Source organism: Labrys sp. KB_33_2, assembly GCF_052114505.1.
Lineage (GTDB): Bacteria > Pseudomonadota > Alphaproteobacteria > Rhizobiales > Labraceae > Labrys.
The window spans coordinates 330,475-354,058 of sequence record NZ_JBFREW010000002.1 but is presented as its reverse complement, the minus strand read 5'-3'; the positions used below and the strand labels follow the sequence as shown (position 1 = coordinate 354,058).

22 protein-coding genes are annotated in these 23,584 nt (G+C 62.7%); 11 read left to right on the top strand and 11 right to left on the bottom strand.

Annotated elements, in window-relative coordinates; genetic code table 11:
- Positions 1-13 precede the first annotated feature (13 nt).
- From AB4037_RS04925 to AB4037_RS04915, 3 genes are all read right to left on the bottom strand, one after another.
- On the bottom strand, positions 14-2,089 hold the full coding sequence (locus AB4037_RS04925) for an ABC transporter permease (RefSeq protein ID WP_441770736.1): 2,076 nt from the start codon (positions 2,087-2,089) through the stop codon (positions 14-16).
- Entirely contained in the window at positions 2,086-3,636 is a 1,551-nt protein-coding gene (locus tag AB4037_RS04920; protein ID WP_434960775.1) for a sugar ABC transporter ATP-binding protein, read from the bottom strand. Before AB4037_RS04920 ends, AB4037_RS04925 begins: the two co-directional genes overlap by 4 nt.
- Positions 3,637-3,810: 174 nt before the next feature.
- Positions 3,811-4,935: a sugar ABC transporter substrate-binding protein gene (locus tag AB4037_RS04915; protein WP_441770735.1), complete on the bottom strand. Its 1,125-nt coding sequence runs from the start codon at positions 4,933-4,935 to the stop codon at positions 3,811-3,813.
- A gap of 190 nt (positions 4,936-5,125) precedes the next feature.
- Here AB4037_RS04915 and AB4037_RS04910 point away from each other — a divergent pair, with 190 nt between their 5' ends.
- Both AB4037_RS04910 and AB4037_RS04905 read left to right on the top strand, forming a co-directional pair.
- Positions 5,126-5,809 carry a GntR family transcriptional regulator gene (locus AB4037_RS04910; RefSeq protein WP_441770734.1) on the top strand — a complete coding sequence of 228 codons (684 nt, stop codon included), beginning with the start codon at positions 5,126-5,128 and terminating at the stop codon, positions 5,807-5,809.
- A gap of 389 nt (positions 5,810-6,198) precedes the next feature.
- The gene (locus AB4037_RS04905; RefSeq protein WP_434960772.1) at positions 6,199-6,786 is read left to right on the top strand and encodes a TVP38/TMEM64 family protein; all 588 of its coding nucleotides are present in this window, start codon (positions 6,199-6,201) and stop codon (positions 6,784-6,786) included.
- 44 nt (positions 6,787-6,830) lie between these two features.
- Here the strand turns inward: AB4037_RS04905 and AB4037_RS04900 are convergent, their stop codons facing one another.
- Positions 6,831-6,983, bottom strand: coding sequence for a hypothetical protein (locus tag AB4037_RS04900; protein ID WP_434960771.1), 153 nt, complete (start codon positions 6,981-6,983; stop codon positions 6,831-6,833).
- 387 nt (positions 6,984-7,370) lie between these two features.
- Between AB4037_RS04900 and AB4037_RS04895 the strand changes: the two genes are divergently transcribed.
- Positions 7,371-7,805 carry an SLOG family protein gene (locus AB4037_RS04895; RefSeq protein ID WP_441770733.1) on the top strand — a complete coding sequence of 145 codons (435 nt, stop codon included), beginning with the start codon at positions 7,371-7,373 and terminating at the stop codon, positions 7,803-7,805.
- Between the two features lie 66 nt (positions 7,806-7,871).
- Here the strand turns inward: AB4037_RS04895 and AB4037_RS04890 are convergent, their stop codons facing one another.
- On the bottom strand, positions 7,872-8,588 hold the full coding sequence (locus AB4037_RS04890) for a LuxR C-terminal-related transcriptional regulator (RefSeq protein WP_441770732.1): 717 nt from the start codon (positions 8,586-8,588) through the stop codon (positions 7,872-7,874).
- A gap of 359 nt (positions 8,589-8,947) precedes the next feature.
- Here AB4037_RS04890 and AB4037_RS04885 point away from each other — a divergent pair, with 359 nt between their 5' ends.
- Both AB4037_RS04885 and AB4037_RS04880 read left to right on the top strand, forming a co-directional pair.
- Positions 8,948-9,562 carry a response regulator gene (locus AB4037_RS04885; RefSeq protein WP_434960768.1) on the top strand — a complete coding sequence of 205 codons (615 nt, stop codon included), beginning with the start codon at positions 8,948-8,950 and terminating at the stop codon, positions 9,560-9,562.
- Complete coding sequence (locus AB4037_RS04880) at positions 9,563-11,353, top strand: ATP-binding response regulator (protein WP_441770731.1); 1,791 nt, start codon at positions 9,563-9,565, stop codon at positions 11,351-11,353.
- 22 nt (positions 11,354-11,375) lie between these two features.
- Here AB4037_RS04880 and AB4037_RS04875 read toward each other — a convergent pair whose 3' ends face one another.
- On the bottom strand, positions 11,376-12,635 hold the full coding sequence (locus AB4037_RS04875) for an NAD(P)/FAD-dependent oxidoreductase (protein ID WP_434960766.1): 1,260 nt from the start codon (positions 12,633-12,635) through the stop codon (positions 11,376-11,378).
- A gap of 398 nt (positions 12,636-13,033) precedes the next feature.
- Between AB4037_RS04875 and AB4037_RS04870 the strand changes: the two genes are divergently transcribed.
- On the top strand, positions 13,034-13,756 hold the full coding sequence (locus AB4037_RS04870) for a class I SAM-dependent methyltransferase (RefSeq protein WP_441770730.1): 723 nt from the start codon (positions 13,034-13,036) through the stop codon (positions 13,754-13,756).
- 117 nt (positions 13,757-13,873) lie between these two features.
- Here the strand turns inward: AB4037_RS04870 and AB4037_RS04865 are convergent, their stop codons facing one another.
- Positions 13,874-14,800: a cation diffusion facilitator family transporter gene (locus AB4037_RS04865; RefSeq protein ID WP_441770729.1), complete on the bottom strand. Its 927-nt coding sequence runs from the start codon at positions 14,798-14,800 to the stop codon at positions 13,874-13,876.
- A gap of 154 nt (positions 14,801-14,954) precedes the next feature.
- Positions 14,955-15,398 (bottom strand): hypothetical protein, encoded by a 444-nt coding sequence (locus AB4037_RS04860; RefSeq protein ID WP_434960763.1) that lies wholly within the window; start codon positions 15,396-15,398, stop codon positions 14,955-14,957.
- A 733-nt stretch (positions 15,399-16,131) separates the two neighbouring features.
- Between AB4037_RS04860 and groL the strand changes: the two genes are divergently transcribed.
- The gene (groL, locus tag AB4037_RS04855) at positions 16,132-17,760 is read left to right on the top strand and encodes a chaperonin GroEL (RefSeq protein WP_441770728.1); all 1,629 of its coding nucleotides are present in this window, start codon (positions 16,132-16,134) and stop codon (positions 17,758-17,760) included.
- A complete protein-coding gene (locus AB4037_RS04850) occupies positions 17,757-18,176 on the top strand; it encodes a hypothetical protein (protein WP_441770727.1) in 420 nt (139 codons plus the stop codon). Before groL ends, AB4037_RS04850 begins: the two co-directional genes overlap by 4 nt.
- A 59-nt stretch (positions 18,177-18,235) precedes the next feature.
- Here AB4037_RS04850 and AB4037_RS04845 read toward each other — a convergent pair whose 3' ends face one another.
- The gene (locus AB4037_RS04845) at positions 18,236-19,663 is read right to left on the bottom strand and encodes a CoA transferase (RefSeq protein ID WP_441770726.1); all 1,428 of its coding nucleotides are present in this window, start codon (positions 19,661-19,663) and stop codon (positions 18,236-18,238) included.
- 375 nt (positions 19,664-20,038) lie between these two features.
- Here AB4037_RS04845 and AB4037_RS04840 point away from each other — a divergent pair, with 375 nt between their 5' ends.
- Together AB4037_RS04840 and AB4037_RS04835 are read left to right on the top strand one after the other, a co-directional pair.
- Complete coding sequence (locus AB4037_RS04840) at positions 20,039-20,743, top strand: DUF3053 family protein (RefSeq protein WP_441770725.1); 705 nt, start codon at positions 20,039-20,041, stop codon at positions 20,741-20,743.
- Positions 20,744-20,885: 142 nt separating this feature from the next.
- Positions 20,886-21,134 carry a hypothetical protein gene (locus AB4037_RS04835; protein ID WP_434960758.1) on the top strand — a complete coding sequence of 83 codons (249 nt, stop codon included), beginning with the start codon at positions 20,886-20,888 and terminating at the stop codon, positions 21,132-21,134.
- A gap of 48 nt (positions 21,135-21,182) precedes the next feature.
- Here the strand turns inward: AB4037_RS04835 and AB4037_RS04830 are convergent, their stop codons facing one another.
- A complete protein-coding gene (locus tag AB4037_RS04830) occupies positions 21,183-21,482 on the bottom strand; it encodes an I78 family peptidase inhibitor (RefSeq protein ID WP_434960757.1) in 300 nt (99 codons plus the stop codon).
- Between the two features lie 314 nt (positions 21,483-21,796).
- Between AB4037_RS04830 and AB4037_RS04825 the strand changes: the two genes are divergently transcribed.
- Positions 21,797-22,405: a TetR/AcrR family transcriptional regulator gene (locus AB4037_RS04825; RefSeq protein ID WP_441770724.1), complete on the top strand. Its 609-nt coding sequence runs from the start codon at positions 21,797-21,799 to the stop codon at positions 22,403-22,405.
- Positions 22,406-22,493: 88 nt separating this feature from the next.
- On the opposite strand, the gene AB4037_RS04820 is transcribed toward AB4037_RS04825, so the two are convergent.
- A complete protein-coding gene (locus AB4037_RS04820; RefSeq protein ID WP_441770723.1) occupies positions 22,494-23,414 on the bottom strand; it encodes an alpha/beta fold hydrolase in 921 nt (306 codons plus the stop codon).
- Positions 23,415-23,584 lie beyond the last annotated feature (170 nt).

The following is a 23,584-nucleotide window of genomic DNA, read 5'->3' as shown; positions in this document are numbered from 1 at the left end:
ATTTACAATGTTTTCAGGAATTTTTTTCACGCAATGTGATAACGGCGCAAAGCACCACGACCCCGTAGAGAATGGCGCGGGTCGCATAAGGGAGCGTGGTGCCGGCCAGCAGGGTCTGCAGGGCCGTCAGCAGCAGCACGCCGCCGATCATGCCGATATAGCGCCCTCGCCCGCCGGTGATCAGCGTTCCTCCAACCACGGCGACGGCGATGGACGGCAGCAGATAGTCATCGCCCATGCCCAGGCTCGCCTGGCCGGAGAAGCCGGCGAGGAGGCAGCCCACCAGGGCCGCACAGCAGCCGGACAGCATATAGACCTTGACCGTGGTTGCGCCGACCGGCACGCCCGACAACTGGGCCGCGCGCGCGCCATTGCCGATGGCATAGACACGCCGGCCGAAGGCGGTCCGGCCGAGCAGGACGATGGCGAGGAACACGAACAGGACGACGAGGGGCACGATCGGCGTAACGCCGATCACCTGCCCGGTCATGATCCAGCGAAGCCCCGGGGCCGAGAAACCGTCGGGCGTCCCGCCGGAATAGACCAGCGCGAAGCCCTGCAGGATGCCGTTCATCGCCAATGTCATCACGATCGGCGACAGGCCGAGGGCAACGATGCCGAGGCCGTTCAACAGGCCGATGAACGTACCCATCGCCAAGGTCAGCGGCAGGGCATAGAGCATCGCACTATCCGATCCCTTCATCAGGCCGGCGCTGACGATGCCGCAGAACGCGATCGTCCACGGCAGGGAGAGGTCGAGGCCGCCGGTGAGGATCACGCTCCCCTGCCCAAGCGCGAGAATGGCCAGGAAGCTCGCGAGCACGATCAGTGAATTGTAGTAGCCCCACGACGCCAGCGTACTGCCGAGCACGAACTGGCTGACGATGAGGACGATCGCAAAGCAGACAAAGGCTGGAAGAACCGTGCGCAGATCCTCCTGGCGGCGGATCCAGAAGCTGGGACGGGCAATCTGAGATCGCGCGGCTTGAGCCGGCTCGGCCGGCAGTCGCAACCGCGTTTCCGGCAGTGACAGCTGCCGCGGCAGGCGGCCCTGGCGCCAGGCCGCCAAGCGATGGCCGATCAGGCGCAGGGTGGTGGCGAGCACCGATGTGCGGGTGATCGAAGCGCCGAGCACCGCCAGGATCAGGATGGTGCCCTCGACGACGGAGGAATAGAAGGCCGGCACGTTGAGGACGAGCAGGATGTTAACCACCATCATCAGCACATAGGCGCCGAAGATGGTACCAACAGGCCCGCCGCGCCCGCCGCCCAGCAATGTACCGCCAACCACCACGGCCGCGAACATCTGCAGCAGCATGGGATTGCCGACCAGCGGGTCGCCCGAGCCGGTCTGCGCGCTGATGAACACGCCGGCCAGGCCGTAGAGCCCGCCGGCCAGCACATAGACAAAGAACTCGCACAGGCGGGTGTTGAGGCCCGCCGCCCGGGCCGCGTCCCGGTCAGAGCCGATCGCGTAGATCGCCTTGCCGAAGACGGTATTCTTGAGGAAAAGCCAGCCCAACACCAGGAGGACGAGCATGAGAACCGGTCCCGGCAGCCATTCGGGGATCGCGTCGGCCGTGAAGAAGGCCGTGAAGTCAGCGGGAAGCTGGCCGCCGGGCTTGTCCATCACCAGCAGTGTCACCCCCTGCAGGATGAACATGGTCGCGAGCGTCACGACGATCGGCTGCAGGCGCAGGAAGGCGATGAAGAAGCCGTTGAACGCCCCCGCTGCCGCTCCGATGGCGATGCCGGCGCAGGACCACAAAAGGATGCTGGAAGGATCGTCCTGCATGCGGCTTGCCAGTGCGACGTTCACCAGCGAGACCACGGCGGCGGCCGACAGATCGAACCCGCCCGACAACACCACGATAGTCTGGCCCACAGCGGCCGTCGCCAGCGTGGCACCACCCGTGGCGATGGTCGAGATATCGTAATAGTTGAGGGATCCGTTGACGAGGCGGATCAGCCCGAGGCAAGCCAGGAAGGCGGCGACTGCGATCAGCGCACCCCGATGGCGCGACCAGCGCAGGCCCGCGCGCTTGGCTCGCGACGGCTTGAGGGACATGTCGACGTGGGCCGCGCTCATGATGCCTCCCGGATCGTGGAAGCGCTGCCCAGCGTGGCGCGCAGAATGGCGTCTTCAGAAATCGCAGGGCCGGTGAGATCGGCCGCAACCTTGCCGCGATAGAGCACGAGGACGCGATGGGCGAGATGGTCGAGTTCGGCAATCTCGGTGGAATGGAACAGGACGGCGCCGCCGGCGGCGGCATATTGCTGGATCAAGGCATAGATCTCGTGCTTGGTGCCGACGTCGATGCCGCGGGTCGGGTCGAACAGCAGCAGCACGCGGCTTTGCGCGAACAGCCATTTTGCGATGGCGATCTTCTGCTGGTTGCCGCCGGAAAAGGATTTCACGCTGGTCCACAGCGCGCGCATCTGCACGTTGAGCCTGCCGAAGACCCTGGCGACATCCGCCTCCTCGCGGGTTTCGTCGATCAGGCCGAACCTTGTATAGCGCTCGATCACCGGCAGGGAGACATTGCGCTGCCCGTCAAGCTTGAGGAAAAGGGCTTCGGTCTTGCGGTCCTCGGGAACCAGGCTGATGCCGATACGCGCCTCGATGGCGTCGCGCGGGGAGGTCAGCGTCACCGCCTGCCCGTCAATTCGGATCTCGCCGCGATATTCCTCCATGCCGAACAGGGCCGAGAAAAGCTCGAGCTGGCCCATGCCCTGCAGGCCCGCGACGCCGAGAATCTCGCCCGCACGCAGGTCGAGGCTGACCTCATCGAGCCTCTTATGGGTGCCAAGTCCTTTCACCGACAGCACGGGATCTCCGGTCAGCGACGGCACCGGCGGCTTGGGCGGAAAGGAACGACCCAGCTCTCTGCCCGCTATCATGCCGATCAGGTCCTCGTCGGCGACATCGGCAAGGCTGGCGGTAGCGATATGCTTGCCACCACGCAGGACCGTGACCCGATCGCAAAAGGCCCTCACCTCTGCCATGCGATGAGAGATGAACACCACCGTCACGCCGTCGCGCTTCAGCCCGTCGATCAGGCCGCCCAGCCAGTCGATGTCCCGGCCGGACAAGGTGGAAGTCGGCTCGTCGAGGAGGAGGATCCTGGGGCGGCGGAACAAGGCGCGGGCAATCTCGATCTTCTGGCGAATGTTGAGATCGAGATCGCGCAGGTCGGTATCGAGATCGATCGCCTCCAGGCCGAGCGCTTCCAGATGATCAATCACCTGCCGGCGCGCCTCCGAGCGGCGGATCTGGCCGAACAGGGTCGGCGGATAGGGCAACAGCATATTATCCAGCACCGTCAGGTCCTTGACGATGGTGAGTTCCTGAAAAGCCGTCTGAATACCGAGCCGATGGGCTGCGCGCGGACTGCCGAGCACCGCCTGCTGGCCAAAGATCTCGAAATGGCCTGTCGTGGGCATGATCAGGCCGGACAGCAGCTTGACGAGCGTGGATTTGCCAGCGCCGTTTTCGCCCAGCAGTGCGTGGGCCTCGCCTGCCAGGACCTCGAAGGAGACGCCGTCGACGGCGATGGTCGGTCCGAAGGAGCGACTGATATCGCAGGCCGCAACCGCCGTTTTCGACAAGGCCGTCTGAACGGATATGGATGACATACGAGCCGGTCCCTGGAAATTGGTGTTGTCGGCAGCACCGGAGCCGGAATCGGTTCTGGTGCTGCAGATCTTTGATGCCGCATCGTTTTTGCCGAAAACCGGCGCCCCCTTTTCGGTACGATGCTCAAAGCAGTACAGGTGGGTCAGCAAGGATGGCGCAGTCCCACGCCGCCGTCAGTTCTCGGGCTGGCCGACCAGCGCCGCCGACAGCCCTAGTTCGGGCGTCTCGGCCGAATAGATCGAGGCGAACCAGCCGGGATTGGAAACGAGAGAAGGCTTGAAGGCATTGCAGCCGGCCTTCATCTCCGCCCAACTGCCCTCCTGGCAAAGCTTGATCGTCTCGTTCGTCACGATTGGCAAAGGCAGCACCGTGTGCTTGGGGATGTCCTTGCCATCGAGTTTGGCGATGGCGAGCTTCAGGGCCAGGCCACCCGAATAAGGCGGTGAGGCATAGGAAATGCGGGGGGCGGCCATTGGTGTGTAGGTGCCGTTGGCGCCCTCGACCTCGGTGCCCACAGGCAGCATCTGGATGCGCCCGCCATTCGAGCCCTCACCGGCACAAGGCTTGAGCTTGTCGGGAGTAGCGCCGGCCTCGATCTGCATGGTGTTGGCGGTATAGCAGCCCACCTGCATCCACAGCCCGTCGATCTCGTCCCATTTGCGGGTGGCCATAATCTTGGATAATTCGGTGCGGGCCACCGCCTGGCTCCACATGCCGATGGCTTCGTTGACGATCTTGATGTCGGGATATTTGGCGAAGACCTCCTTGGCGGCCTTGGTGCGCAGCGTATCGACCGAGGTGCCGGGTACGCCGGTGATGGCGATGATGTTGCCCTTGCCGTTCAGTTTCTTGGCCAGCCATTCGGCCGTGACCCGCCCTGCTTCGCTCTGGTCGATCGTGACGTTGTAGGCGCAAGGTTCGGTGATCTCGCCATCATAGGCAATCACCACCACGCCCTTGCCGCAGGCATTCTTCACGGCTGCGTTCAAGGCAGTGGGGGAGATCGGGAAGACCACGATGGCCTTGGCGCCGGCCTGCACCATGGCGTTGATCTGCTGGATCTGGCGCTGGGCATTGGGGCCGGCGACCTGGACCTGGAGATCGATCTTGTCGGCCAACTCCTTGCTGGCGGCCATGGCCTTGACCATGTTGGCGGCCTCGCCTTGCCAGTCATTGCCGATATAGCTCATCGACAGATAGATCTTGTATTTGTCCTTGGCCTCGGCCTGCCCGCCAAGGGCGCATAGGCCGAGCAGTCCCGCGCCCACCAGGGCAGCGCCGCGCTTTACCAATCCCATTCTTCCCTCCCTGTCAGCCCGCTTCGTTGCGGCGGGCACTTCGACTCGTTGATGAGCCAGCTTCTTTGAGCTACTTTTGATCATAAATCAAAGATCAGAAATTTTGCAAGCGCAGAGGACCGCTTTCTCCGGACGGCGAACCGACCTACAAGACGAGAACCCGGCATCGGGATTGCAACGCGGAGGTGTCATGAGCGAAATCAGGTCCAGGGCGCGAGAGCCGCTCTCGGTCGTGCGTGTGCAGCGCGCCACCATGCAGGAGGACGTCTATCGCCAGGCCAAGGAACTGATCCTCAATGGCGATCTGGCTCCGGGCCAGTCCATCACCATTCAGTGGCTGGCCGATGCCTTCGGCGTCAGCGCCATGCCCGTGCGCGAGGCCATTCTTCGCCTGACAGCGGAAAAGGCCCTCACCGTGGTGGCCGGACGAAGCCTCGGCATCCCCCATCTCACCCGCGAAAGGCTGGCGGATCTGACGCGTACTCGCCTGGAGATCGAAGGCCTGGCGGTGTCATGGGCCGTGCCCACCCTTCAGCCCGCGACACTCGCCCGGCTGGACGAACTGGTCGAGGAGATGGACAATATCAAGCCGAACAAGGAGGCGCGGAAGATCTATCTGCGCGCCAACCGGGCCCTGCATTTCGAGATCTATCAGGCGAGCGGTTCGGAAACCCTGTTCGGCATCATCGAAACTCTCTGGCTCCAGGTCAGCCCCTATTTCAACCTGCTGCAGGAACGCGGCAATTTCGTTGTTTCGAACAAGCACCATCGTGTCCTGGTGGAGGCGCTGAAATCCGGCGACCACGCCGGCGCCGTACGCGCCATCCAGGCCGATATCGGCGACGCGGCCAATATCCTCGAAACCATACTCTGACAGGCTTGCTCGGCTTTCGAGGGTGCGTCTGCGACCGGGCGTCACGCTTCATTCCAAAACGGAGCGCGTTCGCACCCGGCTGTTTCTAAATGCTTTTCTATCTCTATTGACTTCGTTACCTCGCAAATCGGTCTGGGCGAGCACTTTCACGGCTGTGTCACATCGTCCGACAATAGTGCGCCCATGCCGCAAATCGGCGGCATAGCAACCAACTTTTCACCCGGCGCCCGACACGCCGGGTGCTTTGTTTTCGGGCGGCAAGATCGGCAAGGCGCTCTGCGAATCGCGGGAATGTTCCTTGAGCAAAGCCCCCGAGGTTGCATCTTGCCTGTGACGCGGTATGAACGGCGAACGACATCGGGACTGGCTTGGGCATGCAGGCGGATTTCTTGAGCTTTGCTGGTGAATGGGGAGCGGCCGTGTTGCTGCTGCTCTTCTTCGTCAGTGCGGTCTCCCTGCTGCCCCGGCCCGCGCTTTGCATCGTAGCCGGCTCCGCCTACGGGCTTTACGGCATTCCGCTCGCCCTGATCGGCTCCATCCTCGGTGCGTCGGTGGCCTATTGGCTGGGTGTGGTGGTCGGACGCCGCTACGGGCACCGGCTCACCCGGCGCTGGCGCTTGTTGGAACCGCTTCGCGAGGCCGTCCGGCTGGGCGGCTGGCGCATCGTGCTGTTGTGCCGCTGCGCGCCGATCGCGCCTTCGAGCCTGGTCAGCTTCGTGTTCGGCTCGACGTCGATCGCCTTCGGCCCCTTCCTGGTCGCGACCGGCGTTGGCATTCTGCCCGGCATCGCCTTGCAGGTCGCTGCTGGGGCAGGGCTACGCGCAAGTCTGGATGGTCACCTGTCCATGCTGCAGGTCGTCGCCCTCGGCTTCGGCCTCTGCGCCGGCTTGGCAGCCCTTCTCTTGCTGGGCCGCAAGCTGCGGCAGGTGCTGGCGACCTATCAGCGTGAGCCGGCGGTGGAAAACCCGCTGCGTTAGGCCCAGCGCGCGCGATCCCGGATGCCGACGGCTGGCAAGGCCCCTCACCCGCGTTTTCTTCGCCGGATACTCGCCGCTACCGCGCCCGCCACCAGCAAACCGGCGGCTGTGAGGGCAATGATGCCGGTCGCGCGGATGGCTGCCAAAGCGAGGATGATGGATGTCAGGGCGTGGATGAGGGCGTCGGCGATACTCAACAAGGGCGGCGCATACCAAAAGGTTTGAAGGACAGAGATCGGTCTCAATTGCGGGGGCAAGGATGCCACGAGAGTTGGGCACGGATGGGGCGCTCGCGCGCAACGGCTCCAACCTTATTTGGCCCTGCCCTGACGGGGCAATCGGATCACATCCCTGTCACGCGGGTTGGCGATTTAATAGCAGCATGGAAGGGCTGAGGGTTTGACCCGAACCAGGTACCGAGCCGGTGTCCGGCTGCGGCACGTGTTCGACATCAGGCATCGCGGCTAGACCCACGGCATTTCCCTGAGAGAGCAAAAAGACGTTCTGCCCAGGCAGATGCATCAGCACGAAGAAATACAGGAAATTGCGATCCAATACGGTCGCGGGTCCCGCCGGTGGCAATCATGACGATGGACATTCACGATGTAAGTCTCGCGCTGACGCAGGTTCCCGGCGGGGAGACCGCGAGCCGGCCGCCCGACAAGCTCAAGACCGTCCTCGTCTGTGGCAATGATGGGGTCATTGACGAGCAACGCGTGTTTGCGATCCTGGACCGTCTTCTCATGGATGAAGGCGCGTTTCGTATCGTTCATGGCGGCAAGCGTGGCGCCGACCTGTTGGCGACCAAATGGGCCGTCGCGCATCGGGTCCGGTCAATCGCCGAGCGCGCGTCCTGGTTTCGATATGGCAAGTCGGCAGGTCCGCTGCGCAACGAGCATATGCTCAACTGCTACGAGCCCTTCCTGGTCATCGCCTTTCCGGGCGACAAGGATTGTGCGGACCTGGTCGCGCGGGCCCGGCGATCCGGCGTTCGCATCATTGAAGCCGACGCGCTTTGAGGCTCGCAGCGCCGCGAGCCTGGTCCTCGGGGCGGGCCGGAGCTTCGCTGCCTCCCGCCGACTGCATCACTGGATATCGCCGTCAAACAGATTATTGGTCATGTAGGCGATTTCCGTACGGTTCCGCGCCCGGATCTTCTGCATGATGTTGCGGATATGCACTTTGACCGTGCATTCCTCCATATTCAGCTTGTAGGCGATGATCTTGTTGGACTCGCCCTGCCGCAAACGCTGGATCACGGCCAATTGCTTGGGCGTGAATGCTGCCTGCCGCGGCACCCCTTCATCCTGGCTTTCCTCGCCGCTAAGGCCAGCGCGTGACTTGGACGGCAACAGGCCGCTCGCCGGGACGAAGACGCCTCCCGCCGCCACCAGGCGTATGGCCGCGAGGGCAACATCCAGACTGGCGCTCATGCCGATATAGCCCCTGGCGCCCCTGCCGAGAGCCGCCACGACCAGTCGGGGATCCTCGATGTCGGAAACCACGATCACCCGCACGTCGCCCTCATGGCGTGACACATAATCGAGATCGAGCTCCACGATCGCCTCGGTTGCTTTCTGACCCGTGACGCAAAGCAGGACGATGCACGATGCGTGCCCTCCCCCGTTCTGGTGCCATTCCGCCAGGCTGGCATATCCGCGCGCAGCAAAAGCGGGGGCGGCAGAAATGAGGCTGTGTGTCAGGCAACTACGGGTGAGCTGCTTTTCGTCGATGACGGCGATCGTCCACGGCGCACCCTGCCGGTCTTGTTCGGGAAAATGGGGAGCGGGTATCGTTTCCACGGGAGGGGTCTTTCACCAAGAAAATGGACCATGAGACCTTCGGCGGCGAATTGCCGAAGCACATAGTGCGCCACCCTGTCCCGCTGGCTACCATTGAAAGCGCGGCCCGCTTGCCAGGATCGGCGGTAGATCGACGAGGCGAAAGCCTCATCCATCCGATTCTCTTGCGGCAAGCGGTCTAGCCAAAATCGGCCGGCAAGCTCGTCGTGAGACCAATCCCGCTAAGTTGCTCCACTCAACTCCAACCCGTTGGTCAAAGCGACTTTAGAAACTTCTTAGAGCCTTTTCCATAGTCTGTCTTGGACTAGTCTGCATGGACTAATGGTCTAAGCTCGGCAACTGGCCTAGAGTGAGGTGTCATGCACGCCCCATCGCCGCTGCACTTGCTCCTGATCGACGATCACTCGCTCCTGCGCGCGGGCTTGCGCCTGGTGCTGGAGCAGGGGTTGCCGCATGCCATGATCCGCGAAGCCGGCTCGATCGCCCAGGCCATCGCCGAGGATCAGGTGCGGCCCCATGCGGTGCTGCTCGATATCGAGATGCCCGGCCTGAGCGGAATGGAAGGGCTTGCGGTGTTCAGGCGACGCTGGCCGGGCGCGCCGGTGATCATCCTCACCTCGCATGACGATGTCGACACCCGGGCGGAAGCGCTGGCCAAGGGCGCCGCGGCCTTCCTGTCCAAGGCGGAGCCGACCGATCGTATCGTCGCCACCGTCGAAGGCGCCCTGCGGGGAGAGATGCCGCCCAGCGAGGTTGCCCACTCCGCCGCCAGAAGCCAGGCCCAGCTCACGCCGCGTCAATACGAGGTTCTCGACCAATTGGGCCGGGGTTATTCCAACAAGGTGATCGGGCGGCACCTCAACCTGTCGGAAAATACCGTGCGCGTGCATGTCCAGGCATTGCTGGCCGCCTTCAATGTGGCGAGCCGGGCTGAGGCCGTGGCCGTGGCCCGCGAACGTGGCTTGATGCGCTGAATGGCGGTTCCCTGGTTCAAGCCAGTCCCAGCTCGCATTGCTGCGGAGCAGCTTCGCTTCATGCTCGGCACGGCGCCGTTCGCCTTCATCATCGGCGGCATCGGCAATGCGGCGATGGCCGTCATCTTCGCCCTGGATGCTCCGGTGCTTCCCTTGGCAATCTGGGCGGTCTGCGCTTTTCTCCCCGTGCCCTTTTTGCGCCTGCTCGCCAGCCGCTTTCGCGACAGCCCGGATCCCGTTGCCGAGGTCGGCCGCTATCAGCGCTATACCATCATCCTTGCCACGGCGATCGGCGTCTTGCGGGGCATATTGCCCTGGATCGCCTTCGATCAGGCTTCTCCGCTCGCCATAGCGTTGCTGATCTGCTTCATGGCCGGCATCCAGGCCGGCTCCCTCACTTTCATGGCTCCCGTATTGCCGGCCTTTGTCGGCTATTCGGTCGTGTTCATCGCCCTGCTGGCCCTCAAGCTGATCACGCTTGGCGATCCAATGTATTGGGGCATGGCGATCGGCAGCATATTATTCTGCATCGCCATCATCGCTTCGGCGCGAAGCGCTTCGCAGACCTTCCAAAAAATGGTGGAGCTGCGTTTCGACAACAACGAATTGGTGGAGCGCCTGCGCCAGGAGACGGCGGTCGCCCAGGCTGCTCGCCTCGAGGCAGAAACGGCCAACCAGGCGAAATCGAAATTCCTGGCCGCCGCCAGCCACGATCTTCGCCAACCCATCCATGCCCAGGGCCTGTTCCTGGAGGTGCTCGCCCGCGGCCAGTTGACGGTACAGCAACGCGAAATCCTGGACAATGCCCGCGCCGCCTCAAGCGCCTCGGGCGACATGCTCAACACGCTTCTCGATTTCTCGCGGCTCGAAGCCGGCGTGGTCACGGTGAGCAAGCGCTGTTTCGAACTCCAGCCCCTGCTCAACAGGATCGGCACTGAACTTGCCCCGTCGGCGGATGAAAAAGGCATCGTCTACCGCCAGCGCGATACCGATGTCGTGGTGGAATCGGACCCAGCGCTGGTTGAACTGATCCTCCGCAATCTGATCTCCAACGCCATTCGCTATACTGATCGCGGTGGCGTGCTGATCGGCTGCCGGCGCCGTTTCGATCAGGTGCATGTCGAGGTCTGGGACAGCGGCATCGGTATCGCCGCCGACAATCAGCAGGAGATCTTTCGCGAGTTTCATCAACTCGGCAACCCCGAGCGTGACCGCCGCAAGGGGCTTGGACTCGGATTGGCCATTACCGAGCGGCTCGCCCGGGCGGCCAATCATGAATTACGGCTTCGCTCGGTGGTCGGCCGCGGCAGCAAATTCGCTCTCGTGCTGCCGCTCGCCACAGGGCAGCCGGGTATGCCTGCAGATCCCGCGCCGTCCGAATCCTTGGCCGAACACACGGCGTTGGGCGCGCCATGCCGGATCCTCGTCATCGACGACGACGAAGCCGTCCGGGAAGGCATGCTGCGCCTGCTCACAACCTGGGGAGCGCAGTGTGAGGCGGTAGAAGGCATCGAGGAGGCGCGGCTTTGCCTCGGCCGTCTGGCGCCGGATCTGGTGATCTGCGACTACCGCTTGCGCGAGCAGCGGACCGGCGCGGAGGCGATCGCGATCCTGCGGGAACAAATCCCCGGCTTGCCTGCCATTCTCATCACTGGCGATACCGCGCCTGAACGGCTGCGCGAAGCGGAGGCCAGCGGCATTCCCCTGCTGCACAAGCCGGTTCTGCCGGCCGCCCTCTTCACCAAGATCCGCACCACCATGTCGCTTGGGGCAAAGCGCGCTCATGGCTGAACGCGCCGGCTGGCCGTCGCCTTCAGCCGAATCGACCCATCGCAAAGGGAGCCGGATTGGCAAAAGTGGGCAGCCCCATCATCATTTCCGACAGCAGCCGCCCCGTGGCCGGGCCGAGCGTCAAGCCATGGTGGTTGTGGCCGAAGGCGAACCAAAGACCCTTGTGGCGCGGTGCCGGGCCGATCACGGGACGCATGTCCGGCAGGCATGGGCGCGATCCCATCCAGGGCTCGGCCTCGACGCGCTGATCGAGCGGAAACACCTCGCGGGCATGAGGTTCGGTCCGGTCGAGCTGCACCGGCGTCGGCGCGTGATCGCGCGAGGCGAACTCGATTCCCGTCGTCAGTCGGATACCGCGGGTCATCGGCGCCAGCAGATAACCGCGCTCGATGTCGACGATAGGTCGATTGAGTACGGCGCCGGGAGCCGGCTTGAAATGCACATGATAGCCGCGCTTGACCGCGAGCGGCATGCGATAGCCGAATTTCGTGTAGAGCCGGTCCGACCACGGCCCGAGGGCGACGACGGCCTCGCGCGCATGATAGTGTCGGGTCGGGCTCTCCAGGCTCCAGCCGTCCTCCTCTTGGCGCAGGGCGGTCGCGTCGGCTTCAACGAAGTTACCGCCATTGCGGCTGAAAAGCGCGGCATAATCCTTCACCAGCCGACCGGGATCGGCAATCGTGGCCGGATCGCGCCAATGCACCGCGCCTGCGAACACCCCCGCAAGATTCGGTTCTCTCTCGCGCAGAGCGGAAGCGCCAAGCAGATCGTAGCGCAGGCCGAATTCGTCGAGCTGTCTGGCCGCCGAACAGGCTTTTTCAAAGGCCGCGGTGGTGCGATAGGCCTCCATCCAGCCGGTCGGTCGCAATTGTTCCGAAATGCCGGCATCGGCCATCAGCTTGGCATGCTCATCGACCGAATGCTCGATCAAAGGTAGCATGTCGAGGGCAGCCTGGCGCAGCCGCCTGGGAGAGGATTCCCACCAGAAACGCGCGAGCCACGGCAGGGCCTTGGGCAGGAAGCGCCAATGGTAGCGCACATCCGCCGACAGGTTCAGCCCATAGTGGAGAACCGTCGAGAGCTCGCGCGGAAAGCCGTAGGGAATGACGCTTGCGCGCTCGATCAGGCCCGCATTGCCGTAGCTGGTTTCCTCGCCGGGCGCGCGCCGGTCGACGAGAATGACGGATCGTCCCAATTTCTGAAGATGCAGAGCAATCGAGACACCGATGATGCCTGCACCGAGTACCAGCACATCGCTCGATTGCCTGATGACCTGAACCATGGACCCCCGCCTCCAAGCAATATCGGGGTCAAGACCTCAATCATGGCCAAGACCTCGATCGTAACCAAGACCTGACCGTTCCATCGTGGAGCATATGACGGCCGGCCATTTCGCGCCTGTCCTTGCGCCGAGCGCCGGCATGCCCGCAAGCAATTTCGTCGAGTGGTACCGCAACCGCGCTGGTTTGCCGCTCGGCTCGCGGGAAAGGCCTGGAGACGGCAATGGTCTTTTGCGCGCGCTGTGGGCACTCTCCGAAAGCATCTCGCGGTTCGACGTGACGATCGGAATCACCAAGACGTCTCGAAACAAAGGCCCGGACAAAGGCCGTTTCCGCCTGAACGCGCCTTGCTTTAGGTTCGCCGCTTCGAATCATCGCAATCCGATCGGAGTGAGACAAGATGGACCGTTCATCGGACGAAGCCCATTGGACCGGTGTCGCCCAGCAATGGATCGCTTGGGCGCGCTCGCCCGAACATGACGCCTTCTGGGCCTATCGCCAGTCACTGCTCGCATTCATCGGCCCCGGCCAGGGCAAGGCTCTGGAGATCGGCTGCGGTGAAGGGCGGGTCAGCCGCGAACTGCGCAAGCTGGGCTATCACGTAACGGCAACCGATGCCGTGGCGCCCATGGTCGATGCTGCCCGGGAAGCGGAATCGGCCGACGCCTATGCCGTTGCCAGTGCTGCCCGCCTGCCCTTCGCTGCTGCGAGCTTCGATCTGGTCGTGGCCTACAACGTCCTGATGGATGTCGAGGATGTCCCTGCAGCCGTTGCCGAAGCCCGGCGCGTCCTCAAGCCGGCCGGCGAGTTCCTGATTTCACTGGTGCATCCCTTTCGGGATCGGGGTCACTTCGCCGGCCCCGCACCCGATGCGCCCTTCGTCCTGGAGGGCAGCTATTACGGCCGCGTGCGCTTCGAGGGCGAAGAGGAGCATGATGGCCTTCGCATGCACTTCGCCGGTTGGTCGCAGCCGCTCGAGGACTATGTCGCCGCGCTCTCGCAAGCGGGCTTGGCGATCACGGCCCTGCGTGAGCCCGTTCCCGACATTGCGAATACGGACCGCCTCAATCAGTGGACGCGCCTGCCCCTCTTCCTATGGCTCAAGGCCAAGATTTTGCCCTAACCTCCCTTCTGTGTTACTTTAGAAAATATCGGTAAAAATTTGATATAAATAAATAATTTCTATCAGAAATTACAGCCTCAGCGAGGTTGGAGGTTAGACTGGCGACCTTGGCCCGCCTTACACCGCCCATTCGACATCGGTGGTGAAGGCGATGGTCAGCCAACGATCCCGGCTCTCCCCGCCAATCGCTTCGCCGATCTCGTCACGGATCCGATCCCATTCCTCCAGGCGCATGGCGGGCCGGCCAGCCGGCACGATGAAATAAAGCTCGATCTGCCGGCCTCGGCCGACCTTTGCGACATAGGACTTGTGGGTCAGGAAGCCATATTTGGCGACGAAGGTCTTAGCGACCGTGTCGACATGGTCCTTGAGATAGGATGGCGTCACCAGAAGGATTTCGGACAGGGCCTGCCTGACGGTCGAAACCGGCAGAGGAATGATGACCAGGCAAAGCAGGAGCAGGACCGCGGGGTCGACATAGGGCGTGAGCCAGTCCAAACGGGTCCCTTCGATCGCATAGCCGATGCAGAAGGCCAGAAGGAGCGCCCCGGTGATCGAGGCCGACATGATCCAGGCCTTGGCATCGAGCGCCACGAAATCGGAGCGAATGATCCGGTTCATGCGGGTCTCGACCACGGCCATGGCGATGCAGGCCGCCAAGGCCACGGCTGCATAGAGGATGGCATATCCGAATTGGAGATCCCTGCCACCGACCATCAGGCTGCCAATGGCATTGATCATCGCATAGATGGCCGCTCCGATCAGCATCACACCGTTGAGGCCGAGAACCATCGGCTCCAGGTGCCAAAAGCCCATGGTGAAGCGCTCATGCAGCTTGCCCACGGCGGTGGCGGGAGACGAATTGGTCGCAATCAGGCTCGCCACGATCAGCGCAAGGCCGCTCATGCTGGCATCGACCAGCATATAGACGCCGTCGAAGACGATGGAGAAGGAGCCGGAAAGCAGGCCGAACACGACGCCGAAGCCGGCCACGAAAATCGTGACGGCGATCGAGACTTTGAGAATGCCTTGTTCCGTGTACACCTTCAGCCCCCGCTTTGCCGAACAGCCAACGCCTTTACCCTCCGCGCTGAATGCACGCAGGCCCGGGCATCGCCCGGCAGGCAGACGGTCGTACCAACAGCGTCAGTCGAAAGGCGATGCCCTTGGCGAGACTGGAAGTGTGTTGCGGATGCAATTATCCGATGCGGCCCGCGCCCAGACTCCGGCGGACATGCCGCAACCGGCAAGTCCAGCGTTCTGCAGGCTTGGCTGCGGAGCGCGCGGCGCGCGCCGAGAGGGGCTTTCGCCCGCCCACCTCGGCTTCATCCTCGGCGGCGGTGCCGTCCAGATATGAACTCGAAGCAGAAGGCGTCTTATGCAGGACCGTGCTGGCCTCCTCCGGCCGAGAGGCTGATGGCTGCGATTGCACGGAAACGGAATCTTCCCGTGGCACCTTTTTCTTGCGCGCCTTTTTTACCGAAGAAGTCTTCGCCTCCTCCGGTTCAAGCGCCGGGACCTTGGCTACCTTCCGGCCGCGTTTGGCACCGTTCTTGCCTTCCTCTCCACCACGAGCCTCGACTCGCGGGGAAACCTCGGCCTCGCTTTTCTGCTCGACTGCGGCCTGAGCGGGAACAGCCACAGGCTCCAGAGGAGCAGGCTCTGGGCGCTCGGCCCCAGGGCCGGCAGGTCGAGGCTGAAAGAATTGCTCAGCATGTTGCCAAGCTCTGGATCGCGAACTCGCAGGCTCAGGCGTATCCTCCCAGGACGACGTCTGTCGCGGGGGTGGAGAGGCCTGGGTCGGAGTCGATCGCGATCGCCTGACCTCGACAAAGAAAGGCTTGGAGGGGGGTTTCATTCAGGAATGTATGCTTGTTGGCGAGTCGTGGAACGCGGCAAGCATTACACCCTCGACCGTGCTTGGCAAACCGCCAGATCGGGTGGAATGCGAAATATCGTCCTCTTCCCACCGACAATATCCACTATACCGGGTTCCTTGCAGGATCATTGCACCTTCAGGTGCGCTTCCGGCAGCGTATCCACTCGACGACCGCACCTGCGATCGAATGGAGAGGGACCCTCGCGGCGCAGCCAAGATCTGCTGCAGGGCATTCCCGCAACCGTGCAAAAAGCGGCCCCTTCCGACATTTGCAACGCCCTCTTGCCGGCGCCAAGGGATAATTCCGGCCCGTTTGCTCTTCCATCGCAGCAATGTTGAGAGCTGGAACAGGAGAGAAGCCAGGTTCATATTTGGGCTAGAGCGTTTTCCGAAAAAGTTGATAGACTTTTCGATTAAGAAAACACGACAAAACAAGAAGTTGGCGCGAAAAGGCGCATTTCTGCCAAACGTCGAGCCAGTCAAAGGAGGAATTGTCATGGCTGCCAAGGACGTGAAGTTCTCATCCGAAGCACGTGAGAAGATGCTGCAAGGCGTGGACGTGCTTGCAAACGCGGTCAAGGTGACGCTCGGCCCCAAGGGCCGGAATGTCGTCATCGAAAAAAGTTTCGGCGCCCCCCGCATCACCAAGGATGGCGTGACCGTCGCCAAGGAAATCGAACTAGAAGACAGGTTCGAGAATATGGGGGCCCAATTGGTCCGCGAGGTCGCCGCCAAAACCTCGGACTCGGCTGGTGACGGCACCACCACCGCCACCGTTCTGGCCCAGGCCATCGTCAGGGAGGGCGCCAAGGCTGTCGCCGCCGGCATGAATCCGATGGATCTCAAACGCGGTATCGACATGGCAGTGGAAGCCGTGGTCGCCGATCTCCGGAAGCACGCTCGCAAGGTTACCAAGAACGATGAAATCGCCCAGGTCGGCACCATCTCGGCCAATGGCGATGCGGAGATCGGCGAGTTCCTGGCCAAGGCGATGAAGAAGGTCGGCAATGAGGGCGTGATCACCGTCGAGGAAGCAAAGGCGCTGGCCACCGAACTCGAGGTGGTGGAAGGCATGCAGTTCGATCGGGGCTACATCTCGCCCTATTTCGTCACCAATGCAGAGAAGATGCGGGCCGACCTCGAAGATCCCTACATCCTCATCCATGAAAAGAAGCTCTCGAGTCTTCAAGCATTGCTCCCCTTGCTCGAAGCCGTCGTGCAAAGTGGCCGCCCCCTGCTGATCATCGCCGAGGATGTGGAAGGCGAGGCACTCGCCACGCTGGTGGTGAACAAACTGCGCGGCGGGCTGAAGATTGCCGCCGTCAAGGCGCCGGGCTTCGGTGACCGCCGCAAGGCCATGCTGGAAGACATCGCCATTCTCACCGGCGGCAGCGTCGTCAGCGAGGATCTCGGCATCAAGCTCGAAAATATCGACCTGCAAATGCTTGGGCAGGCCAAGAAGGTGGTGATCGAGAAGGAAAGCACCACCATCGTCAACGGCGCTGGCAAGAAGGCCGAGATCCAGGCCCGCATCGCCCAGATCCGGGCGCAGATCGAGGAGACCAGCTCTGACTACGACCGGGAGAAATTGCAGGAACGCCTGGCCAAGCTGGCGGGCGGCGTGGCGGTGATCCGGGTCGGCGGCGCTACCGAAGTCGAGGTCAAGGAGCGCAAGGATCGGGTCGACGATGCACTCCACGCCACCCGCGCGGCCGTGGAAGAAGGCATTCTTCCCGGCGGTGGCATAGCCCTGTTGCGTTCGCTCGGCGCCCTCGACAGCGTGAAACCGGGCAATAGCGACCAGAAGACCGGCATCGATATCGTCAGACGCGCAATCGAAGTGCCGGCGCGGCAGATCGCGGCGAATGCCGGCGCCGATGCCAGCATCATTATCGGCAAGCTTCTGGAAAAGGACAGCTATAGTTGGGGCTACAATGCCTACACGGGTGAATACCAAGATCTTGTCCGGGCCGGCGTGATCGATCCTGCCAAAGTGGTGCGGACAGCCCTGCAGGGGGCGGCGTCAATCGCCGCCCTGCTGATCACCACCGAAGCTCTGGTGGCTGAGCTGCCTGACAAGGAGGCGCCGCCAGCCATGCCCGGAGGCGGCGGCATGGGCTTTTGACGGCCGTTTACGGAACCCGCCTCCTCGCGGGTTCCGACGGCAACACCGTATGCAACGGTCGTCGCGCTGGCCTCATTCCCCTTTTCAGCCATTGCGGCCAGATGATGATCGCAATGTGCGAAATCGCACTGACAGATCTGAATGCGTCCTGCCTTGTCGTTACGTCATATCGACAGTTCGAGGGCGAAATCTTGGTGCGGAAAGAAACATTGCTGGACCTTATCGAGGGAAAATCCCGGGCCAGGAAGGTCCGCCGGGGGATCGCTCGTCGCCAGCACTATTTCGCCGTCTGTATCGTGGCGACGCTCGCCGCGGCGCTCGTGACCACGGCCATTGCCGGGGTCACGGCCTATCAGGGCCAGACCACCTATTGGAATCACCCGGCACAAAAACGCGCTTCCCTGGCCAAGTCCTAGAGCCACGGCCTAAGGAGCGGGGGCGTTCAGGCATGAGCAGCGCTGCTGCGGGTGCGTGGTCAGGCCTTGTCGGCCAGCCAGGCCGCCGCTGAAGATCCCAACTTCGGCGCGGGCAAATCCCACATCATTGGGATATCCGCGATCGCAACGGGCGGGCGGATGCGGCGGGCCGGTCCCCAACCGGTCTGCTCGACGAGGTCGGACCAGTCGGAAGGTTGCTCGGGCGCCGGCGCTTCGGCGTCGTCCGGTTGGTTGCCACCTGAAACCAGCAAGCGCGCGGTGCGCGCGAGCGATCCGCGTATCTCGCATCCCCGCCCCGTCTGCAGCCGTTCCACCAGCCCCCGGACGGCCGCGGCGGCCAGGAGGTAGCCCGTGGCATGGTCGATTGCCTGCCCGGGCAGCGGTGTCGGGCGGTCCTGCCCTGCCGCGCGCATGCCTGCATCGGCAATCCCCGTGCTCATCTGAATCAGGCTGTCATAGCCTCGCCGTCCGCTCCAGGGGCCGCTCCAGCCATAGGCGTCCAGGCACACATCGACCAGCCCCGGATTGAGTTGCCGGCGGCGCGTCGAATCAAGCCCTAGGCGGGCAAGCGCGTCGGGCCGATAGCCGTGAACGAAGATGTCCGCCCGCGCGAGCAGTTGCTCCAGCGTGCGCAGACCGTCGGGGTTCTTCAGATCGAGCCGGGCGCAGCGTTTGCCGAGCACGACCTCCGGCACGGTGCCCGGCTCCTCCCAACCCGGGGGATCGATGCGCAGAACCTCTGCCCCAAAGCCCGCGAGGAAGCGCGTCGCAACGGGACCGGCAAGAATGCGCGTCAGGTCCAGTACGCGGATGCCCTGCAAAGGCCGACCTGCCGACAGCGGCAGGTGCGGCCTGTCACCGCCAGCGGTGCTGCTACGATGCAGCAGCGGCTCGGCATTGACGGCCCTTCCCTGTGGATGATCGGCCCATTGCTCGAGCGTCCGCATGGTGGCGGCGCAGCCATTCTTCGCCACGATGGCCGTCTCCAGGGCCGCCGCGTGCCATTGCTTCACGGCGGCAGCCACCGCCTCGCGTTCGGCATGCGTCCTCAGGACAGCCAAGGCTGCATCGCGGTGATGCGGGGTATTCGTGTGCAGCCGGATCCAGCCATCTGCCGCCCTATAATCGCCGGCCACAGCATCCCATAGCGGCGGCATCGACCATCCCTGCGGCCGTAGCGTGGTGAGGAACCAGAACGAGGCCAGCCGCCGATCGACCTGCACGGCGGGGAATTTGCCTTGTCGCAACGACGCCAGTTCGGCGACTGAGAGGCTGGCGGCGGCCACCGCCGCGCCGGCGAGATCGGTAACGTGGAATGTCGAGGGCAGAGCACCGGCGCCTTCTATCGTCAGATGGCTGAGATGCGCAGGATCTCCGCCGACGGCTTGCCAGATCTCGCGCAGGAAATACGCAGCGGGAGCTGAGACCGTCGAGGATAGAAATGTAGGAGCCGTATCGTCGCGCATGGAAGCCTCAATATGATTTTCTTCAATGAACAATTTCGGGGCACCTCGGCCCAGACTTCGCCGACCGCCGGAGGGCGCAGATCGATCTAGTCGTGCACAAGGCTTGAATGAACGGTGCGGCATGCTAAAGCGTTTTTCGGTTCGGCGAGCCCGCCCAGAATCGCAAAGATGCGTCCAAACAAGGCGTTAGAGCTGACGAGCGCCAGCCATGAACGCGCTTTGCTCTTGAGATACTTATCCTGCCTTCCCCTTGTCCTTGCTTTTCTTCGATTGGCTTCGTCCTGCTGTTGGAAAGCTGGAAATCGTCATGATTTCAATGTTCTTGCTGGAATCGCTCATCAAATCACGCAATTCGAATTGCCTGGAATCGATCGTATGAATGTGTTTGCCCGACCCATAGCGTTTGTGGGTGTTCTACTCTGCCTTGCCCTTTCCGCCTGCGGCGACCAGGAACCCAGCCAGCGCAAGGAATTCATCGAATTCCTGCAAACCCGCATTCTCGACAAGCCCGGCGCCCATGTGCCGCAATTGAGCGGCAACCAGAAGGACGCCTTCGGCCCCTACGTCAAGGACTACGCCATCATCACCGACTTCGCGGCAGGCCCGACGGGTGAGCCTGGCAATCTACAGCAGCGCTTCGGCGCCATCATGGCCAAGGGCTCTATTCGCTCGATGAGCGATCTGGCGACGCGGCGCGAGGATCTGGCAGCCGTGCACAATCTTGTCGGCGAGCTCGGCAGCGCCATCGACCAGGCCCTTGCCAAGGCCGACGCTGCCAAGGCGCAGCTCAAGCAGCCGGACGATCTCAAGGCCGTCTTCGACAAGGCCTATGAGCGGGACGTGACGGAGGTTGCAAGGAACGTCAAGCAGATGTTGCCGCCGGTCCAGGACATGACCACTGCTGCCTTGCGGCTCGCCGATTTCATCACCGGCAATAAGGACAGGCTCGAGGTCAGCGGCATGATGATCACCGCCAAGGATCAGAAGACCCTGTCGGCCTTGCAGCCGCTTCTCGACGATTTCAACGCCAAGGGACAGGCCGCGATGGCTCTCCAGCAGAAATTCCGTTCATTCCAGTAGGATGCCATCACGCCCTGAAGCGTCTTTGCGATTCCGTCAAATCGCAAAGACGCTCAAGCCAATCCGTCGGATTGGCTTGGAAACAAGGAGCTGGAGCAAACATGCCTCCAGCTCTGAACGCGCCCTGCTTGAGGTATCGAATATGCTGATCTTGCGAAAACTCATCATGATCGTGGCTGTGGCCGTCATCGCCATCGTTGGCACGGCCGGCTATCGCTGGTACGACTATGTGACGGCTGCCAAGGACCCGCTCGACGAAGTGGGTATCGAGCTCAACAGCCGCATGCCGATGGCCCTGCGCAAATGGGGCTGCTATCAGTTGCAAAAGCGTTTCGGGGACCGCCTGCCGCCCTATGGCTGCTCCAGCGGCGACGGCAGAAGCTGGATGTAATCAGGCCACCCTGAACAAGGAACCTGGCCGGTGGGGATGGGCAGTCGCTCAGCCGCAACTGGCGCTGACCACCCGCCCGGTCGCCGGGTTGGTGGTGATAGTGACCCGATCCTGACGAAAATCGAAGGTGACGGCCTGGCCCGGCTTGATCTGGCGTACGATCTGGGCGCCTGTCAGTTTCCTGGCCTCATCGTCCGTCGGCTTGGGCTGGCCGACCAGGCGCTGCGCCGCCTCCGCCACGCAAGATGAAGATGGCCCCGGCTGTGCGGCATTGGAAGCGCAGGCCGTCAGTGCCAGCAGGGCAACGGGTATGAACGGCAGAAAGGGCCTGATCTGGCTGGTAAGCATGCTGATTCCTCATTGCGGTATTTGACCGGCAGAACCGATCGAGCCTGTCATGCCGGATTGTACCTCGCCCTTTCATCCCGTCGGATGAAACTCAATCAAAAAATATGATTTAATTCATATATTTCAAATTATTCCATAGCATTCCTTATGTCAAACATTCAAAAAACGTCCTGACGCTCACCCCTGCTGCTTGACCTCGATATGCAGGCTGAACGCGCCGAACGTCTGCGTCCGGAAAAAGCGCCTGCAGGCGCACGGCTTGCCATGTGGCTCGTGAAGAATTATTTGTCGATTGAACAAGAATGGAGGCTTCGATGGCGCGCCCTCGGGAGTTCGATCGTGGCGAGGCCCTGGCAAAGGCACGTGACGTCTTTTGGAGCCGTGGCTATGAGGGAACTTCTATGGCCGACCTCGTGTGTGAACTTGGCCTCGCCTCGGCGCGCATCTATGCCGCCTTTGGCTCCAAGGAGGATTTGTTCCGGGAAGCGGTCGCGCTTTACGAAGCGCAAGAAGGCGGCTTCGTGGAACGGGCGCTGGCCCAGGAGCCGACGGCCCTGGCGGCGGCCGAACGGATCTTTCGGGAGGCGGTGGACACCTATACGCGGCCGGGAAAGCCTTGGGGCTGCATGGTCGTCACTGCAGCCACCAATTGCGCGACCGAGAATGTGAAGATAGGCGACTGGCTGGCCGAGCGCCGCCGCGCTCAGACGAGTGCGATCACCGGACGGCTCGATCGCGCCATCCGCGAGGGCGAGTTGCGGCCCGAGGCGGATGCCCGCGCCCTCGGCGACACTTTCGCCACCGTGATGCATGGCCTGTCGGTCAAGGCGCGGGACGGCGTATCGCGCGAGCGCCTGCAGGACGTAACTCGCCTCGCCATGCAGTTGCTCCAGGCGCAAACCGGTTCGCCAAGCGTTCGATAAGAGGCCTTTCGGCTTGGGCGATCGATGCTATCCAGCCTTTCCGGATCGCCCACTCATTGAGCCTCTCACCGAGGCCTTCTGCGTCAGATCACGACCGGCGAATGAAATTGCAGATCAGATCGGCGATGACATCGGGAGCATCCTCGAAACAATAATGCCCGACTCCGGCGAGCCGCTCGACGGGAGCCTGGGGGAAGAGTTCGGAGAACAAGGGCAGGAAATGCGCTGCCCGCAATGTGCGGTCTGCTTCGCCCCAGATCGCCAAGGCGGGCTTGTCGCGGATGATCTCGAAGGCCACTGGGCCCGGCTGCTCGAAACGGTGGGCGCCTAGGGCAAAACCCTCTGCCCAGCCGATGGCACCCACGCATTCAGCCGGATCTGAAAAAGGAGCGCCATAGGCCGAGAGCCATGCGTCGGTGATGACGGCATTGTTCTCGAAACCGTTGAGCTTCAGTGTGCTCAGGATGTTGAAGCCGAGCTGGCCGAGCACGCTCCTCAACACGCCCCCGGCATGGGCCCGGGCAATCCATTGGAACCAGGGCGCCGCTTGTGCATTGGCCGTGAGGCGCTCGACGAGATCGGCTTGCCCGAAGGGCGTCGGTCCATTGACCGAGATGATCCGACGGATCCGCTGCGGCTGCCGGGCGGCAAGGCCCATGCCGACGGGGCCGCCGAAATCATGCATGACGAGAGTGATCTGGCTGAGGTCGAGCGCGAGGACGAAGCGGTCGAGATTGTCGATGTGGTCCTGGAGCCAATAGCTGCGGCCTGCCGGGGTCCCGCTCTTGCCGAAACCCATATGATCGGGAACGAGCACGCGATGCGTCCGGCTCATAACGGGAATCAGATGACGGAAAAGATAGCCCCAGGTCGGCTCGCCATGCAGGCACAGGACGGGTTCGCCATCATCGGGGCCCTCATCGACATAGTGCATTCGAAAACCGGCGGCATTGGTGAAGTGTGGAGCGAATGGAAAGGTGCCGTCGAAGGTCGCTTCCGCCTCGATCATTGGGAATATCTCCTGTCATGGTTTTAGATTGAAACCATGACAGGACTAAATCCTGCAGTTTTAATTTGCAACCGATATGCTATGAGTTCGAGTGACAAGCCGGGAACGGCTGGAGCGCGTTTCAATGCGTGACAGTCGAGCCGTCCCCTCGGCACGAACAAGGATGGATC